The 19,517-nt window shown below is 36.1% G+C and carries 11 protein-coding genes; 6 read left to right on the forward strand and 5 right to left on the reverse strand.

Annotated features, from left to right (window positions below):
- The first annotated feature begins 310 nt into the window (after positions 1–310).
- The 4 genes from J3495_RS08070 to J3495_RS08085 all read left to right on the forward strand — a co-directional run bounded on the left by J3495_RS08070 (position 311) and on the right by J3495_RS08085 (position 11,308).
- Positions 311–1,450, forward strand: a complete 1,140-nt coding sequence (locus J3495_RS08070) for a T9SS sorting signal type C domain-containing protein (protein ID WP_210666049.1) — start codon at positions 311–313, stop codon at positions 1,448–1,450.
- 433 nt (positions 1,451–1,883) lie between these two features.
- Entirely contained in the window at positions 1,884–2,975 is a 1,092-nt protein-coding gene (locus tag J3495_RS08075; RefSeq protein ID WP_210666050.1) for a T9SS sorting signal type C domain-containing protein, read from the forward strand.
- 347 nt (positions 2,976–3,322) lie between these two features.
- Positions 3,323–7,330 carry a T9SS sorting signal type C domain-containing protein gene (locus tag J3495_RS08080; protein ID WP_210666051.1) on the forward strand — a complete coding sequence of 1,336 codons (4,008 nt, stop codon included), beginning with the start codon at positions 3,323–3,325 and terminating at the stop codon, positions 7,328–7,330.
- A gap of 153 nt (positions 7,331–7,483) precedes the next feature.
- Entirely contained in the window at positions 7,484–11,308 is a 3,825-nt protein-coding gene (locus J3495_RS08085; protein ID WP_210666052.1) for a delta-60 repeat domain-containing protein, read from the forward strand.
- 93 nt (positions 11,309–11,401) lie between these two features.
- On the opposite strand, the gene bioB is transcribed toward J3495_RS08085, so the two are convergent.
- The 3 genes from bioB to J3495_RS08100 form a co-directional block, all read right to left on the reverse strand.
- Entirely contained in the window at positions 11,402–12,490 is a 1,089-nt protein-coding gene (gene bioB, locus J3495_RS08090) for a biotin synthase BioB (protein WP_210666053.1), read from the reverse strand.
- A 170-nt stretch (positions 12,491–12,660) separates the two neighbouring features.
- Positions 12,661–13,098 carry a hypothetical protein gene (locus J3495_RS08095; protein ID WP_210666054.1) on the reverse strand — a complete coding sequence of 146 codons (438 nt, stop codon included), beginning with the start codon at positions 13,096–13,098 and terminating at the stop codon, positions 12,661–12,663.
- 119 nt (positions 13,099–13,217) lie between these two features.
- A complete protein-coding gene (locus tag J3495_RS08100) occupies positions 13,218–14,147 on the reverse strand; it encodes a bifunctional riboflavin kinase/FAD synthetase (protein WP_210666055.1) in 930 nt (309 codons plus the stop codon).
- 193 nt (positions 14,148–14,340) lie between these two features.
- Between J3495_RS08100 and J3495_RS08105 the strand changes: the two genes are divergently transcribed.
- Positions 14,341–17,019: a zinc-dependent metalloprotease gene (locus J3495_RS08105; protein ID WP_210666056.1), complete on the forward strand. Its 2,679-nt coding sequence runs from the start codon at positions 14,341–14,343 to the stop codon at positions 17,017–17,019.
- 6 nt (positions 17,020–17,025) lie between these two features.
- On the opposite strand, the gene J3495_RS19360 is transcribed toward J3495_RS08105, so the two are convergent.
- Both J3495_RS19360 and J3495_RS19365 read right to left on the reverse strand, forming a co-directional pair.
- The gene (locus tag J3495_RS19360) at positions 17,026–17,175 is read right to left on the reverse strand and encodes a ComF family protein (RefSeq protein WP_317192631.1); all 150 of its coding nucleotides are present in this window, start codon (positions 17,173–17,175) and stop codon (positions 17,026–17,028) included.
- Between the two features lie 14 nt (positions 17,176–17,189).
- Positions 17,190–17,705, reverse strand: a complete 516-nt coding sequence (locus tag J3495_RS19365) for a ComF family protein (RefSeq protein WP_317192632.1) — start codon at positions 17,703–17,705, stop codon at positions 17,190–17,192.
- A gap of 98 nt (positions 17,706–17,803) precedes the next feature.
- On the opposite strand from J3495_RS19365, the gene J3495_RS08115 reads away from it, so the two are divergent.
- Positions 17,804–19,345 (forward strand): glycine--tRNA ligase, encoded by a 1,542-nt coding sequence (locus tag J3495_RS08115; protein ID WP_210666057.1) that lies wholly within the window; start codon positions 17,804–17,806, stop codon positions 19,343–19,345.
- The last annotated feature ends 172 nt before the right edge of the window (positions 19,346–19,517 follow it).

The raw sequence follows: 19,517 nt of genomic DNA on the forward strand, positions 1-19,517 counted from the left end.
TTTTCTGCATTTCTTACATATTTTACGTGAAGCCCCAGTTCGCGATTATGTAAACATGACAACTGATAAGTGCAATTTATAATTTCTACTTATTGATTTTTGTAAAAGAAGTACGCCACCATCAGTACCTCTTTTCGTCTTTTTTATTACCATTAAAAAGTGTTGTCCTGAATACAGGTATAGCACGAATTCATTATGTTCTGTTTATGCCCAAATTAATGTTGTTATTTCAACTTCTACCCGTTTAGAAGATACTCGCCTTTTAAAAGACTTTTTTGCCAAGATTGAATTGTAATTTAAAACTCTTATCATGCACAAAAAATCACTTTTTAATGCCCAATTTTTATTGGAGCGATTCTTCCTTTCTTATGTTTCGATGGTGCAAAAATCAAATTACTGTAAATTATTTTGTGTCACTTTATTGCTAATAGCTTCCTATACCAATGCTGCGACTTATTATTCGCGTGTAGCAACAGGAAATTTCGCAGATGTATCGTCTGATATTATGATAGATAATTTTAAGGATGCCGAAATTTTTACTAAAGGATTTTATTATTGTAATCAATTTACATTCAAAACAATGAAAATGGATAAACTAAATGGCGGTACCTTCTTGTTTTGTAAACGTAACCATAGTAGTTTATCATGTTGTTTTTATTATCATAATGATTCATCTTATAATCTCGAATGTACAAGAGCAGAATCTGGAATAGTGATGCCAAATCCCTTTATTGCATGCGTACAATCTGAGATATTAAAGAAGAAAAAGGCTGACCCCGAAGTAAAAATCTGGTTGAATTTTACGCATCCTGAAGGTATTTTCAAGCAATTATTAATAGGATATGTGCCAGGAGCGACCAACGGTTATGAAGATAGCTATGACGGAACTACCTTGGACGCCAATCCGTATGCGGATTTTTATAGTATATGTGATGGAAAAAATTTGGTGATACAAGGACGTTCTTTACCCTGGACGGAGGATGATGTTGTAGTATTAGGTTATAGATCTGCTATAGTGGGCACTTTTGCAATAAGCATTGATCACACAGAAGGGAATGTCGAGAATGTTAATGTGTTTCTGCATGATAAATTGCTTAATGTTTTTCATAATCTAAAATTAACTCCTTATGTGTTTGCCACATTGCAAGGAACATTTAAAGAAAGATTTGCCTTGAAGTATATTGACAACTCATTAGGAACAGGAGATTTTAAAGCAGATCAAAATAAAGTTGTAATCACAGTAAAAAACAAAACAATTCACTTAGCGAGTGTATTAGATAATTTAAAAAATGTTTTTGTTTATGACATTTCCGGAAAGTTGCTTTACGAAAAAAATAAAATTGATACTACTTCATTAACTATAGAAAATTTGCCATTTGGTAATCAGGTTTTGGTGGTAAAAGTTATTTTAAGAAACAATTACCAAACCTCAAGAAAGATTATTTTCTAAAAAACGAATAAATTTTAAGAATTCAATCAAAAGCTCCCTTGTGAAGTCAATAGGGTTTTGAATAAGGCAAAATTTATATTAAAAAATAGTAAATTTTGTATTGTTTGTTTTAAATTTTTTGTTTAACTTTATTTTTATTATTAATAAAGTAAAGATGTGTTAATTGCCTTGTTTTGTTGCTGTTTGAATTTTCTGCATGTACTTATGTAAAATTTGAAGCATAAACAAATTGTATCATTTTCGTTTATTGATTTTATGAAAGAAGTATGCCGCGATTGGTATCTTTTGTTTTTTAAAGAAGAAGTTATCTTGATTTTGAGAGATAATTGAAATTTTGAATGTCGTTTTTGTGCTCTATTTGTGTTTTTATTCTAGCTTCTGACTAAAGATTAGAAGGTTTTTATCAAGATTGAACCTAACCAAAATTAATATTATGAGCAAAAAAGCCCCCCTCCGTTCTGCGTTCTTAATGCAACGCTTTGTTCTTCCTCAAATTTTTATGGTGCTAAAACAAAATTATCGTAGATTATTTTGTGCCATTTTGGTACTGCTAACTTCCTTTGCTAATGCTTCTACCTACCGTTCGAGCGTAGCAACAGGAAATTCAACGGATATGTCACACCGAAGTAGTTTGTCATCATATTATTTTCATTCTGATGGTATTCCATTGTACGAAGCCGGATGCGGTGTATCAAAAATTAAAGATAGATTTTCGAATGGTTGTATTCCAGCTGAGAAAGCATTAAAACAAAAAGAAGGAATAAACGCTTGTCCTATTGTTTTTAATGATAAGCCAAAGGTTGATGCAAATGATAGTTCAGTATTTTTTAATTCTTCAGTAACACAGAATCCAGAAGTAAAAATTTGGTTGAATTTTACTCATCCTGACGGAATTTTTAAACAAATATTGATTGGATATGTTCCAGGGGCGACCAATGGTTATGAAGATAGCTATGACGGAACCACGATGGACGCCAATCCGTATGCGGATTTTTACAGTATTTGTGACGGAAAAAATTTGGTGATACAAGGACTTGCTTTACCCTGGACTGCTGAACATGCCGTGACATTGGGTTATAGATCTGCTATAACGGGTAGTTTTGCTATAGCCATTGATCATACAGAAGGAAACACGGCAGATGTTAATGTATTTCTGCACGATAAATTACTGAATGTTTTTCATAATCTAAAACGAAGCCCTTACACGTTTTTTACATTACAAGGAACGTTTAAAGAAAGATTTGTTTTAAAGTATAGTGACAAATCTCTGGGGACACATGATTTTGAGGCAGATAAAAATGAGGTTGTAGTTGCCGTAAATAATAAAATCATTCAGTTGGCCAGCGAATCAGAAAATCTAAAAACTGTTTTTGTTTACGATATTTCGGGTAGTTTACTTTACGAAAATAATAGAGTCGATAATGCTTCATTATCTATAGAAAGTCTGCAGTCTGAAAATCAGGTTTTGTTGGTAAAAGTTATTTTAGAGAACAATTACGAAACGTCAAGGAAGATTATTTTCTAAAAAAAATAAATTTTTTTTAAAATAAAATCAAAAACTCACTTGTTAAGTCAAGTGGGTTTTTTTTGTGTAAAATTTTAGATACTTATCAAATGCAACTGGTTGTTTATGAGGTGTTTTTTGTGTAGGATTTTTAGCTTAAGAAAAGTTTTATAAGATCAATTTATTGAAGGTAATAACTTATTATTTATTAAAATTTAACGTAGCTTATCGGTTTGCACTGACAAAATTTTTATTTTTTGACTTTATGTTGATAATAATTTATATTTTTAACAAAAATTTCGCTATGTGGTCATAAAAAAACGGTCCCTTTTTAAGATCATAATTGTTGTACTTTTAAATGTTATGATATGATAAAAAAATTACTTTTTTCTACACTGCTGTTTTTTGTTTTTTTTAGCAATTACGGACAGTCAGCCAGTAGTTATTGCCTCACTACAACTAACGTAACCTACGCCCATTTTACAGGAACCAATTTCCCAGGATTTCCAAATAATGATGATGACGATGCTATTTCTGGTGCAGTCACACTTCCTTTTTCTTTTCGATTTGGTGGTGCTGATTATTCGCAAGTTAAGGTTTCAAGTAACGGTTGGTTGACTTTTGGTTCTTCGTCTGTTACAGGAACCCAAGATTATGAGAATGTTGTTGCTAATGCTTCAACTTCCAAGCCTATACTAATGCCTTTATGGGATGATTTAAGAAATGTGACCCGACCTCATTATGAAGTTACGGGTACGGCACCGAATAGGGTTTTTAAAGTAGAATGGTATCAGCAAAGATGGAATTTTCAATCAAATCCTGATGTTATTTCTTTTCAAATTTGGTTGTACGAAACCACAAATGTTATTGAATATCGCTACACAGGAGGAGCAAATGCTATAACTAGTGGTTCAGCAACAATTGGTATTTATGATGCTAATGATACTTATTTGACATTAAATAATGGAACGAATACTGCTACTGCACAAGCGAATGTATTTACTAGTAATATATCTGCGAAGCCAGCAAACGGGCAAGTTTTCAGATTTACGCCTCCAACTCCTACTGCTCAGGCTGGTGGTGTAATTACTTTCTGTAAAGACAATACAGATACTCAGACGCTGTCTGTTGCTGCGGGTCAGTATGCTTTGGTTAATGTAATAAATGGTTTTAATTATACTTTTTCTGTTCCAAATATATTTGGATCTAATGAAAATTTAACTTTGTTGGATACTTCAAATAGAAATTTTAGTCCCCCAGTGAATGCAACAGGTGCCAGCGGAACTTCTATTACTTGGACTGCTAATTTCTCGGGTCAGGTAAGAGTTGCGTTGTCAAGTAATTGTGGAGGAACTGGCACTGGTACAATGACATTGGTTCAGAATAGTATCGGGAATACTCAGGATTCGCAAATTGCTTCTGGAGTAGGTTCTTGGATCGGACATATTTACAATGCAGGAGGAATTGCACCGGCACCGTTTACAAATGCAAATTATATGGGTTATTACACCGCTGGACTAACAGAATCTTTTAGTGCCAATTTCGGAGGTGATGCCGCTTGTATTCCGGTTCTTTCAAATGGTGTACAAAGAGCTTCTATTTATGCAGAAGGTTTTGCGGTGCGTTATAGAATGCAATCGGCAAAAACGCCTGGTTGTTATGTTATTAGAATTACAGGTGATGACGGAGTACGACTTTTTGTTGATCCAAGTGGAACCACAACGCCAACCAACAAGGTTTTTGACCGATGGGTAGAGCAAGGTTCTACAACGTACAACTATATTCTGGTAAATCTAACTGCCAACGCAAATTTGGTGTTTGACTATTATGAAAATGGTGGGGCTAATGTTACAGAATTTGATATTCAGCCTTTTAATGCTGCATCAAATACTATCACGGCACCCGCAACTGTGAATTTTTGTAGTGGTGGAGATCCTGCATTAATAAATGGATCTTTGCAATACAATGAGCAAGATGGTAATATGGAGCACCCGTATGTTAATTTTCAATGGCAAGTTTCTACGGATAATGTTACCTATACAGATATTACTGTCAACGGGACATTGAGAACGTATGATCCTGCTGCTATAACAAATAATACAAGCAGTAATATAGTGAGATACTACAGACGAATAGCCACTGTAAATGCAACTAATTCTCCTGGTTTTAGCTGCACTTTCAATGTAAGTAATGTGGTATCAATAACGACTTATCCGGTTAGTGTAGGAGGAACTCTTGGTTTAGTAACCAACGGTACTCTTGTAGTAGGAAGCTCAACGTGTCATGCAGCAACAACTAGTTCTACTACGTTTAGTCTGTCTGGAAACGTAGGATCAGTGATACGATGGGAGTCTTCAACAGATAATTTTGCAACAGCTGGAACTCCAATTGCCAATACAACTACTACATTAACAGTAACAAATTTAAGTGCGACAACCTATTACAGAGCTGTTGTGCAAAGCAACGGTTGTACAGTTGCTTATTCTAATGTTGCTACTATTGTTGTAACGGGAGCTCCATTAGCCACAGCGGCCACTTCGCCAAATTGTAATGGTTTTACGGCCAATTGGTCAAGTGTTGTTAATGCTACGAGTTATGTACTGACAATAGCCGAGGATAATGCTTTTACAATCCCGGTATCAGGATATAATAATCTTAATGTTGGTAATGTGACGACGTATGTCGCTACAGGGTTAACGGCATTAAAAACGTATTATTACCGTGTTGTAGCGGTTTCAGGTTGTGGTAACAGCGGAGCTTCTAATGTTATTTCGATAGAAGTAAAAGCGTTATTGAGCACGACTTGGAATGGTTCAAGTTGGGATCATGGCGCTCCAAATAGTGAGGATGTGAATATTGTTTTTAATGGAAGTTATACTTCATCAACCAATTTATTAGGCTGTTCATGTCAGGTAAATTCAGGAACGGTAAACATAGCAGGGCCTAATGTATTAACGCTCGTTAATGCTTTGAAAGTTTCGGCAGGTACTTTAAACTTCAAAGATCAATCAAGTTTGATGCAAACTACCAATGTTCAGAACACAGGTAATATTGTCTATGAGCGTAACACGCTGATCAATCGTTTTGATTATACCTATTACGGGTCACCCGTTACAGGCCAAACAATGGTGGGATTCTCACCAGAGACTTTGGGTGATAAGTTTTTGACTTTTGATGGAGCGAATTCAAAATGGTTTTATGAGAATAATGCCAATGTGATGCTGCCAGGAAAAGGTTATGTTATTCGTGGACCACAATCGTTTCACGATACTAACCGAGTGTCGTTTGTAGCCAGATTTACAGGAATTCCAAACAACGGTCCTGTAACCGGCGAATCGGTAATTGCAGCAAAAAGTTATGTTGTGGGTAATCCTTATCCCTCAGCGATAAAAATAACAGATTTCTTAGCCGCCAACCCGTTTTTAGAGGGAACTGTTAGATTCTGGACACACAACACTAATATCTCGCCATCAGGCTCATGGTATATTTATACCTCAACAGATTATGCTTCTTGCAACGCTACAGGTGGTACTGCAGCGCAATCGGGTGGTGCAATACCAAATGGTTATATTGCTGCTGGACAAGCGATAATGGTAAAAGTAAGAGCAGGAGAGAGCCCATCGCAAATTGTTTTTAATAACGGAATGCGTAAAGCAGATACCGGTAATAATTCGCAATTTTTCAAAACGGGTAAAAATAATACAGATGCCAAAGTTTGGCTTAATTTTAGTAACCGAAGTGGTGTTTTTAAACAAGCTTTAATTGGTTATGTTGATGGAGCCAGCAACAGTTACGAAGATAAATACGACGGAACAACCAGCAACGCCAACACGCTTGCAGATTTTTATAGCTTAAGCGACAACAAAAGTTTGGCGATCCAAGGTCGTGCGTATCCGTTAGCTTCCAACGATATTGTACCATTAGGATACAAATCGACTATCGATGGCAGTTTTACTATTGCAATCGATCATACAGAAGGTGATTTGGATTCTCAAAATGTGTATTTAGAAGACAAAGTATTAAATGTTGTACATGATTTAAAAGAATCAGCCTATACTTTTACTACTGCTAAAGGAACTTTCAAAGAAAGATTTGCACTTAAATACACCAACAAAACGTTGGGTACAGGAGATTTTGAGGCAGATCAGACAGGTGTTGTGGTTTCGGTAAAAGATCAGGTAATCAAAGTTTCGAGCGCTTCTGAGAACATCAAAACGGTTTATGTTTATGATATCTCAGGAAAGTTATTGTATGAAAAAACGAAGGTTAAAGATCTTTCATTATCCATCGAGCGACTACCATCAAGCAATCAAATGTTGCTTGTTAAAGTAGTCTTAGACAATGATTTTGAAACTACTAAAAAGATTGTTTTCTAAAACATAATTGTACATTCAAAAATCCACTTGCCAAAAGCAAGTGGATTTTTTTTATCCTTTACATAAATATCACTAAATGTGGGTATTGCTTTTTAAATTTTAAATTTGAAAGTTTACACTTGTTAAATTTAATGAAATAAAAACATGTAGTAGATGAAAAAATTAGTGGTTGTGGCTGTTTTTGCCTGTTGTCTTTTTTCAAAAAGTACTCAGGCACAACAAGGCAAAATAGATCCTACATTTAACACTTATGATAATGGTTTGATTGGGGATGGTTTTGATAATACCGTGAGAGCAATAGCGTTGCAGGCAGATGGGAATTTGATTGTTGGTGGAGATTTTTTAAATTTTAACGGAGGGTCATTTCCTTATCTGCAAAGGATAAATCCTGATGGAGAAATAGATACTGGCTTTAATCTAAACGGAAATTTCAACAATAAAGTATATGCGATTGCAATTCAACCCAATGGCAAAATTATCGTTGGTGGTTCTTTTACGGCATTCTCTGGAAATTCCGTCAATCGATTGGTGCGACTTAATCAGGATGGTTCTTTAGATGCGGCTTTTTCTACCGCTTCAGGTCTAAATAATATCGTTTACGACATTGACTTGTATCCAGACGGAAGCGCAATTGTAGTGGGTAGTTTTACAAAATTTGGAGACAGTACTGCTTCTCGCATCGCTAAAATTTTACCGGACGGAACTCTGGATGCTTCTTTTTCGACAGGAGTAGGAGCCAATTCATTGATCGAAAAAGTAATTATTCAGCCCGATGGCAAAATAATTCTGGCCGGAACTTTCACCAAATTTAACAATCAGAATAAAAACAGTATGGTTCGCTTAAATCAAGACGGAAGCATTGATGATGGTTTCAATATCGGAGATGGTTTTGATAATAAAGTAACAGCTTTTGATTTGCAAACGGATGGAAAAATAGTTGTCGTGGGTACTTTTTTGCATTATAATGGAGTTGCTGTCAACAGAATGGTTCGACTCCTTCCGGATGGTATGATTGATTCAGGTTTTCAGTCGGGTTCTGGTTTTGGTGATGATACTTTGTATACCGTGAAAATTGACGACAACGGAAATATTATGGTTGGAGGTGCTTTTACGGGATCATATAAAGGTATTGCGGTCAATAGATTGGTATTTTTAAATCCTGACGGGACATTAAAATCTGATTTTGATATCGGTGCTGGTCCCGCTTCTTCGTCTGTTTTAACTTTGGCGAAGTCAGCAGATGATTTTTGGTTTGTTGGTGGCTCGTTTTCTGCTTTTGAAGGTCAGAATCAGGGTAGATTAGCAAAAATCGATTCTGGAGGCGTTCTTGATGTCGGATTTCTAACTCCCGGAGTTGGTTTTGATAATTCGGTTTTAAAAATTCTCCCTTTGGAAAATGAAGAATGTATGGTTTTTGGTAGCTTTTCAAAGTTTAATAATCATCCGTCATCCAGAATTGCGCGTCTTTTAGAAGATGGTTCTTCAGATTCTAATTTTAATGTTGGTAACAGCGGAGCCAATAATACGATTAGAAACGCTGTTCAACAAAAGGATGGTAAAATTATAATAGCGGGTAATTTTACAACTTATAATGGCAATTTGTGCAGCAGGCTGGCTAGGATTTTGCCTAACGGAGATTTTGATGCTACGTTTGATACCGGTACCGCAGCCAATAGTATCGTATATGCACTGGCGATTCAGCCCGATCAAAAAATCATTGTGGCTGGAAATTTTACCAAGTTTAATAATCAGACCGTAGGCAGAATTGTGCGGTTGATGCCTGATGGCAGTACAGATACAAGTTTTAATACAGGCTTAGGAGCAGATGCTATTATTGATGTAATAGCTATTCAACAGGATGGAAAAATTTTAGCAGGAGGCAGGTTTTCTACTTTTAATGGGGTTTTGTCTCCGCATATTGTACGTTTAAATGCAGATGGTACGATCGATACAGATTTTGCGGTTGGTGCTGGTTTTGATAAAAATGTGTATGCTATTGCTTTTCAATCGGATGACAAAATAATAGTGGGAGGCTCTTTTTTAACCTATAAAGGAGTGCTTCAAAAACGGATTACACGATTATTACCCAACGGAAATTTAGACTTAAGTTTTGAGTCAGGCTCTGGTTTTAGTAAAGGGGATGTCAGGGCAATTTTGATACAGCCAAATGATCGAATCTTGGTTGGAGGTACTTTTTCAGGAACGTTTAACGGAGTGCAATCGTTCCGAATTTTAAGGACATTGTCTACGGGAGCGCGCGATACTGCTTTTGAGTCTTATTTGAATAGTACTCTTTTTGCGATGACTTTGACCACCAATCAAAAATTATTGATTGGAGGCAATTTTAACTCTGTCTCTGGTAGTGCAAAACATAGAATTGCCCGATTGTATCTGTGTACAGATGGTACGACGTGGAGCCATAACTCATGGTCACGTGGTTTTCCGTCTGCGGGGAAGGAACTTTATTTTGAAGATGATTATGCTTCTCTCACGACCACAAACGCTTGCAGTTGCGCTATAGATTCAGGAAAAATAGTCACGCTTCTGGCTGATAATTCTCTATCATTAACCTATAATTATACAGGTGCCGGAACTTTAGTTTTAGAAAATTCGGCTTCTCTTTATCAGTCGGATAATGATATAACTAATACAGGAATGGTACATCTCAAGCGAATTACACCACCCATTCGCAGGCTTGATTATACCTATTGGTCGTCACCGGTGCATGACTTTAAACTTGGGGATGTTTCGCCAGAAACTCTTCCTGATAAATTGCTCTCTTTTAGCGGCAAATGGATTTACGAAGATAAAGAAAGTAGTATGAAAAACGCAATTGGTTACGCCATAAGAGGTCCGCAAAGTTATTCAACTACAGAGGCTCAAACCTATACAGCCGTTTTTAAAGGGGTTCCCAACAACGGCACAATCAATGGAGAGACAGTTTCTGAGGGTAAAAAATATCTGGTAGGAAATCCTTATCCTTCGGCAATTGATGCAGATGTTTTTCTTCAAAAAAATGCTTTTTTAGGCGGAACGATAAAATTTTGGACCCACAATACGGGAATTGCACCAAACGGAAAGTTTTATGTTTACTCTTCTGATGATTATGCGGCTTATAATGCGCTGGGCGGAATCAAAGCGCAATCTGGTGGGGAAATTCCGAATGGTAAAGTTGTATCAGGCCAGTCTTTTTTGGTTACTGCAATGGCTAATGGAACTGTCTTTTTTGATAATAGTATGCGAATAGCAGCAGCCGATCAAAACAATCAATTTTTTAAAACCTCAAAACCGAACAAAGCAACTTCTGAAAAGAGGAGAATATGGCTTAATTTGGACAGCAATAAAGGTGCTTTCAAACAAATTTTGTTAGGATATGCCTCAGATGCTTCTAATGGTTATGACGGAAAATATGATGAGCCAAGCGCTAATACCAATGCTTTTGTTGATTTTTACAGCATTAATGAAGGGAAGAATTTCGTTATTCAGGCGAGAGGTCTTCCATTTGAAACTTCAGATGTGATTCCGTTAGGCTATCAAACATCTGTCGAAGAAAATTTTACGATTACTTTAGATCAAAAAGATGCTTTTTTTGAAAAGAAAAGTGTGTATCTGCAAGACAAAAAACTAAATGTTATTTGCAATCTAAAAGAAAAACCATACACTTTTGTCTCTCAAAAAGGAATTTTTAACGACCGTTTTGTATTGCGGTTTGCAGAGAAAACTTTGGCTATAAATACGTTTGAAAAAACGAAAAATACTTTAATTATTTATCAATCTCAAAAAGAAATTATTGTAGAATCTTTCGATTTCAATATTCAAAAAATTCTCGTGTATGATGGGTTAGGAAGATTGATTTTCGAACAACAAACCAACCAAAACAAGGTTGTTGTTTCTAATCTGAAGCCTAGAAATCAAGTTTTAATTTTTAAAATAAAAAAAGAAGGAGGTAAAATACAGACACAAAAAATAGTATTCTGACGGAATATCAATCCTTTTTATTTTTATATTTAAATCAAAAAAAATGCTTTTGATACGAGTCAAAAGCATTTTTGTTAATAGTAAAAGTATTTTTTAAGCTTTTGTTTTTCCAGAAGCTTCAAGGTTTCTTTCGATTGTATGCCCTGGTCGGGACCATTTTGGTTTTTCGCCCAATGGAGCGAATTGAGAATCCTCAGCTTCTACAGTTTGTGGCTGCGAAACTTTGGTAAAAGGTTTTTGTGGAATCAATCCTAACATTTCAAACATTTTCATGTCTTCCTGCACATCAGGATTGGGAGTGGTTAATAATTTGTCTCCGGCAAAAATAGAATTGGCACCCGCAAAGAAACACATTGCCTGACCTTCTCTGCTCATGTTTGTTCTTCCTGCAGACAAACGTACCTGAGTATCTGGCATTACAATTCTCGTGGTGGCAACCATACGAATCATTTCCCAGATTTCAACTGGTTTTTCTTCTTCCATCGGAGTTCCTTCAACGGCAACTAATGCATTGATCGGCACTGATTCTGGTTGTGGATTTAAGGTAGAAAGTGCCACAAGCATTCCTGCTCTGTCTTCGATACTTTCTCCCATGCCGATAATTCCTCCGCTACAAACCGTAACATTGGTTTTACGAACATTTTCTATAGTTTGCAAACGGTCTTCAAAACCGCGTGTCGAAATAACATCTTTATAATATTCTTCAGAAGTATCTAAGTTGTGATTATACGCATACAAACCTGCTTCTGCCAAACGTTGCGCCTGATTTTCGGTAATCATACCTAAAGTACAACAAACTTCCATGTCTAGTTTGTTTATGGTACGAACCATCTCTAGAACTTGGTCAAATTCTTCCCCGTCTTTTACGTTTCTCCAGGCAGCTCCCATACAAACACGAGAAGATCCGCTAGATTTTGCACGCAAAGCTTGTGCTTTTACCTGACTCACGCTCATCAAGTCATTTCCTTCTACTCCAGTATTGTAACGTGCTGCCTGCGGACAATAACCACAGTCTTCAGGGCAGCCTCCCGTTTTGATGGATAATAAAGTAGAAACCTGAACCACATTCGGGTCATGTTTTTCTCTGTGAATTGTGGCTGCTTCATACAGCAAATCCATCAAGGGTTTATTATATATGGCGATTATTTCGTCTTTGGTCCAATTGTGTTTTCTAATGCTCATTGATACATTTTTTTGATGCTTCAAAAGTAGTCAAATTGTTCTAATCAACCAATCGTGAATTTCTTAAATAAATATTTGTTAGTTATTTTTAAAAAAGAAACACTTTAAAATCATAAAATTGTATTTTTTATGATTTTAAAGTGCTTAAAAGCTATTTTTATTTTAGAAAATTAATCGGCAGCGTATTTGTTATTCCAATACAGCATGAGCATCATTGTCACAATTACTGAGGAAGCAATTCCTTCAAAAAACAAGCAGATGCAATAAGCGGTTACAGAAGGATCTCCGCCAAATAAAAAGGTTTCCGAAAGCGATTTTACATAAGCATCTCCGCCTCGAGCATAACTGTAAATCAAGAGACCTAACACGCTCATCGAAACGCCAACTACAGAAGTTGCCATTGCCGATACAGCATTCGATACAAAATTGGTTTCTCCTTCAAGAAGGTTCATTTGTAATGTTTTATTGACTCCCCAAAAGATAAAAAACACGTTTAAGGTACGCAGGTAAAACAAATCGGCAAGGCCCAATACATTCATTAATAAAAAATAAAGGCCAATTCCGAGGAAAATTAAAAAGCCATTGAGGATTTCTTTAGGTAGTTTCATAGTGGTTATTTTTTAAAGAAGTTAATAGTAAAGATTTGACATAGAGCTGTCTATGTCAAATTTACTAAAAAAATAGCTACAATGATTTAAAAATAAAGAAAAGTACGATTTGAAGTTCTTTAGACTTGACTTACAAAGTCTAAAGCTGCGATTTTGTCCTGATTTAACTGCTCTTTTAGTTGCTCAACCGAGTCGAATTTTTGCTCTTCCCGAAGATATTGTAACAATGAAACTTCGATTTTTTTGCCGTAAATAGTGTCATTAAAATCAAAAAGATGTACTTCGATGGTTTGCTTTTGTCCGTCTACCGTGGGGTTAAAGCCAATGTTCATCATTCCAAAAATCTCTTTTTGGTCTACAATTGCTTTTACCACATAAACACCATTTTTAGGAATTAGTTTGTAATCTTCTTCAATTTTGATGTTGGCTGTCGGGAAACCAATCGTTCTGCCCAGTTGTTTTCCTTTTACCACCTCGCCCGAAAAAAAGTACTGATATCCGAGATAATCATTGGCCAAAGCCATATTGCCTTCTTGTAAAGCGGTGCGGATTTTGGTAGAACTCACCGAAACATCTTGAATTTCCTGTGCCGAAATTTGCTCGACTTCAAAACCATATTCTACTCCAAAAGCGATTAAATTATCAATATTGGCAGTTCTGTTTCGGCCAAAACGATGGTCGTAACCAATAATTATTTTATGAATGTGAAATTGATCTACCAAAATAGAATGTACAAATTCTTCGGCGGTTAGTCTGGAAAAACTTTCATCAAACGGATGAATAACAAGGTTTTCGATTCCGGTTTGCTCCAGAAGTTTGGTTTTTTCGGTTATCGTATTAAGAAGTCTGATCTCTGATTTGTCCTGCAAAACCATTCGCGGATGCGGAAAAAAAGTAAGAACCAGGCTTTCGTACTTGCCGTTTTCGGTATTTTGAGTGATTCGTTCTAAGATTTTTTTATGGCCAATATGTACGCCATCAAAGGTGCCAAGAGTTAAAATTGTTTTCTTGGTTGACCGAAAGTCGTTTATAGAATGAAAGAGCTTCAAAGCAAGTTATTTAAGATGTTGCAAATTTATACTATCTATTTTAAATCTAATAATAACCCGAATTGATTTTTGCTATTTTAATTTAATTTTAAAAAAAAATGAAGAACTCGTCGACAAAATCGTATTAAACGTCGTATATCTATTTGAATTTAATTTAATTCGTTTATTTTTGATCAATTATAATTTTTCGGTTATGAAAAAAGCGTTACTCTTTGTTTTAGTTATTTTCAATTTTACGCAACTTCAGGCTCAAAACAATGAGCTTTGGCAAAGGGTTGGCGGAAGTGTTGCAACGGCCAAAGGTCAATCTGACACAGACGATAGAAAGCTGTATTATAAACTGAATGATACATTTTTGAAGGAAAAATTAGCCGCCACTTTTGCTTTAAAAGATGATAAAATTACTACGGTAGTTACTTTTCCTAATGCTCACGGAGTTTTAGAGCGTTTTATGGTTTGGGAAGCGTCAAATTTTGCCCCGGAATTACAAGCAAAATATCCCGATATTAGAGCTTATGCAGGTGTCGGAATAGATGATAAAAATGCAAAAATTAATTTTAGTATGTCGCCACTGGGTTTGCAAACAATGGTAATTCGTGCTACTGAAAATAATGAATTTATAGAAAACAATATTGCTGATCAGTCTCAATATGTAGTTTTTACTTCAAAAGATACTAATTTTTCTAAATCTGCTTTGATTTGCTCAACAGTTGATAGTTTCAATTCGATTTCAAAGAAAACAAGCACTGCAAAAACCACTGCAAATAATAAAGTTTTTAAGACGTTGCGATTGGCGTTGTCATGTACTGGCGAATATGCTCAGTATTATGGCGGAACAAAAGCAGGAGCTTTGGCTGGTATGAATGCTACAATGACCCGGGTAAACGGAATTTTTAATAAAGATTTGGCTTTAAACTTGATTTTAATTGCTAATAATGATGCTGTAATTTTTACTACTGCTTCTTCTGATCCTTATTCAAATGCTTCTTCTGGTGCAAATGGTGCATGGAATAATGAGGTACAGACCACATTAACCAATTTTATTGGAAACAGCGCGTATGATATTGGTCATTTATTTGGCGGTTCTGGCGGCGGCGGAAATTCCGGTTGTATTGGTTGCGTTTGTGTTGATCCTACAGCTTCTTTTCCAAATGCAAAAGGTAGTGCTTACACCTCGCCTTCGGATGCAAAACCACAAGGTGATACTTTTGATATCGATTATGTGGCTCACGAAATGGGGCACCAATTAGGTGGCAATCATACTTTTTCTTTTGATGGTTCTGAGCGGACAGATGTAAATGTAGAGCCCGGAAGTGGTTCTACAATTATGGCTTACGCCGGAATTACCGATGATTATGATGTTCAAGGGGCTTCAGACGATTATTTTGCGTACGCTAGTATTTTGCAAATACAAGATAATTTGGCAACCAAAAGTTGTCCTGTTAGCACCAGTATTGCTAACAATCCTCCCGTTATCAACGCTGGTGCGGACTATACGATTCCGAAAGAAACTGCTTTTGTGCTTACAGGCACAGGTTCTGATCCCGAAGGTGATACAATTACGTATTGTTGGGAACAAAATGATTCGGCTACTACCACTTCTGCAGACAACAGCAGAACGTATCTTACCAAGCCAGATGGGCCCATGTTTCGCTCTTTTGCGCCAACAAATACGCCTGTTAGATATATGCCAAGCCTTAGTTCTGTTGTGCAAAACAGGTTGAGCACTCCTTGGGAGTCTGTTTCCTTAATTGCCAAAACAATGCGTTTTACGCTTACCGGCCGTGATAATGCCGCACAAGGTACTGCGCAAACCAATACCGATTTGATGTTGGTAACCGTCAATCCGTCAACGGGACCATTTGCGGTTACATCCCAAAACACAGACAATATTAGCTGGGCAAATTCAAGCCAGCAGTTAGTAACTTGGGCGGTAAACAACACGACGACTTTAGCAGGTTCTTCATCAGTAAATATTAAGCTTTCTACCGATGGTGGACTGACTTTTTCTACCGTTTTGGCTTCTAATACTCCAAATGATGGCTCAGAAGTAATAACGGTTCCCGCAGATGTAAAAGCAACCAATTGCAGGATTTTAATCGAGCCAACAGCCAATATTTATTATGCGGTAAATGGCAAACCGTTTTCTGTCGGGTATACTTCTGTAACAAATTGTAATTCGTATAGTTTTGGAAACTCATTTTCGATTCCAAACAGCAACAATTTTACTGTAAGGACCATTACTGTTCCTGCATCTGCACAAAAAATTTCAGATGTAAATGTTTCAGTAAATGTTACGCACGCCAGCCTGTCTGATTTAGAGTTTCAAATGGTAAGTCCGCAAGGAACGGTAGTAAAACTACTTTATAAAACATGTGCGGCAAGTACGAATCAGAATTTCTTAATGCAATTTGATGATTCCGGAACAGCTTTAGATTGTACTGTGGCAACATCTCAAACAGTACTTCCTTTTGAATCTTTGGGTGTTTTTACGGGAGAAAATCTTCAGGGAACCTGGACTTTTAGAGTTCGTGATCTTGTATCGGGAACATCGGGTACAATAAATGCCGTTTCTCTAAATATTTGCGATCAGACGTATACTTTGGGAACAAAAGAAATAGATAATATCAATTTTGTGCTTTATCCAAATCCTAATAAAGGAAATTTCACTGTTCAGTTTTCGAGTGACTCTATTAACGAAGTTAAAATTTTTGTGCACGATATTTTGGGCAAAAAGCTGTACGAAAAGACTTTTGAACGTACTTCTGTTTTTAGTCAGGAGATTCAAATGCCAATTACTAATGCTGGTGTGTATCTCGTAACTGTCCTCGAGGGAGATAAAAAAACAGTCAAAAAAATAATTGTCAATTAAATTTTTTTAATGAGCTATTGCCATGCAGGCGATACTAATTTTGGCTCCGGGAATTTTTAGCAGTGCTCTCGAGCAGGCTTCAAGAGTGGCGCCAGTCGTGATTACGTCGTCTATGATCAAAAAATGTTTGTCGTGGTTTTCTGCCTTCAAAATCACATCAAAAATATTTTCTATGTTCTGGATCTTCCTAAAAGGTTTTTCTTAGACTGTGTTTTTGAATATTTTTTTCGATATAAAATCGAATCATCGTATTTTATTTTTAAGGCATCAGATAACGCTTTTCCAAAAGTAGTGACTTGGTTGTAGCCTCTTTCTTTTCGCTTTTTTTGATGTAACGGAACCGGAATAATCATATCAAAAGGAGTTTCTGCGTGGGCAAGTTTTAAATCTTCGCCATACCAATTTCCTAAAACTGTTCCGATTTCTTCCATGCCTTTGTATTTTAAGTTGTGAATGAGTTCCTGAACGATTCCTTTTTTATTAAAATACAAAAAAGCAGATGCATGCTGGATTTCTATTTTACCATAAAATTTTTTTACCGCTTCGTTTTCAGGATCCAAATGATATTGAGTCAATGGCATTTCATGACGACAATGGCTGCAAAACACTATTTCATTGGTCGTCAAAAGTGTGCGGCATCCGGCACAAACTTTAGGAAAAAACAGGTCAATAATATATTTAAACACAAATAAGAAGAATTTAGTTACAAAAATACAAAAATCACGCCTTCAAACTTTATTATTTTTCTTTTTTTTAAACGTACTTTTTATATTTTTGCATCACTATGGCAAAACAAGAAGATATATTTAAGAATGTGGTTTCGCACGCAAAAGAGTACGGATTTATTTTTCCGTCAAGCGAAGTATACGATGGATTGAGTGCAGTGTATGATTATGCACAAAATGGCGTCGAGTTAAAAAAGAATATCCGTGAATATTGGTGGAAATCAATGGTTCAGATGAATGAAAATATTGTTGGCCTTGATGCTGCAATATTGATGCATCCAACAACCTGGAAAGCTTCAGGCCACGTTGATGCTTTCAATGATCCGTTAATTGATAATAAAGATTCTAAAAAAAGATATAGAGCAGACGTTTTGGTTGAAGATTATGCTGAAAAGCTTAATGTAAAAGCAAAAAAAGAAATCGAAAAAGCAAAAGAACGTTTTGGTGATGCCTTTAATGAGCAGGAATTTATCACGACTAATGCGCGTGTTGTTGAATACCTTGCAAAAGAAAGAGAAATTCTGGAAAGATTAGCCCGATCTTTAGGAAACGAAGATTTGGCTGATGTTAAAGCTTTAATTGAAGAACTCGAAATTGCAGATCCTGAAACGGGTTCAAGAAACTGGACCGATGTAAAGCAATTCAACTTAATGTTCGGAACCAAACTTGGTGCTTCTGCAGATTCTGCAATGGATTTGTATTTGCGTCCGGAAACGGCACAGGGTATTTTTGTAAATTTCTTAAACGTGCAAAAATCGGGTCGTATGAAGGTTCCTTTTGGAATTGCACAAACAGGTAAAGCGTTTAGAAATGAGATTGTTGCAAGACAATTTATTTTCCGTATGCGTGAATTTGAACAAATGGAAATGCAATTTTTTGTGCGTCCAGGTGATGAAATGCAATGGTACCAACACTGGAAAGAAACCCGTTTGAAATGGCACTTGTCTCTCGGTCTTGGAAAACAGAATTACCGTTTTCACGATCACGAAAAATTAGCGCATTACGCAAATGCAGCAGCAGATATCGAGTTTAATTTTCCTTTTGGTTTTAAAGAATTAGAAGGAATTCACTCAAGAACTGATTTTGATTTAAAAGCACACGAGCAATTTTCGGGTAGAAAATTACAATATTTTGATGCAGAATTGAATCAGAATTACGTGCCTTACGTAGTAGAAACTTCAGTAGGATTAGACCGTATGTTCTTGGCTGTTTTTGCAACATCATTGCAGGAAGAAGCTTTAGAAGACGGCTCTACCAGAACAGTTTTAAAATTACCGGCCGTTTTGGCGCCAACAAAAGCAGCCGTTTTACCCTTGGTTAAAAAAGACGGTTTGCCAGAAATCGCTAAAAAAATCATGGATGATTTGAAATGGGATTTCAATGTGGCGTATGATGAGAAAGATGCTGTAGGACGTCGTTACAGAAGACAAGATGCTTTGGGAACTCCGTTTTGTATCACAGTAGATCACCAAACTATCGAAGACGAAACGGTTACTATTCGCCATAGAGATACCATGAAACAAGATCGTGTTAAAATAACCGAGCTAAAAGATATTATCGAAAATGAAGTTTCGATGAAAAACTGGTTGATGAAAATGTAATTTTTCAAAACTATTCAAGACATCCCAAATTCCGTTACGGAGTTTGGGATTTTTTTTTGGCTTTACTTTTGTGCATAAATTTTATTACATTTATGCGCTTTGTCGACTATATTTGCATTTGGTCGATTATAGGACAGTTTAAATGATTTCAAATCGTAATCATGCTACTTTT

Origin of the sequence: Flavobacterium geliluteum, from assembly GCF_017948595.1 — a bacterium.
Classification (GTDB): domain Bacteria; phylum Bacteroidota; class Bacteroidia; order Flavobacteriales; family Flavobacteriaceae; genus Flavobacterium; species Flavobacterium flavipigmentatum.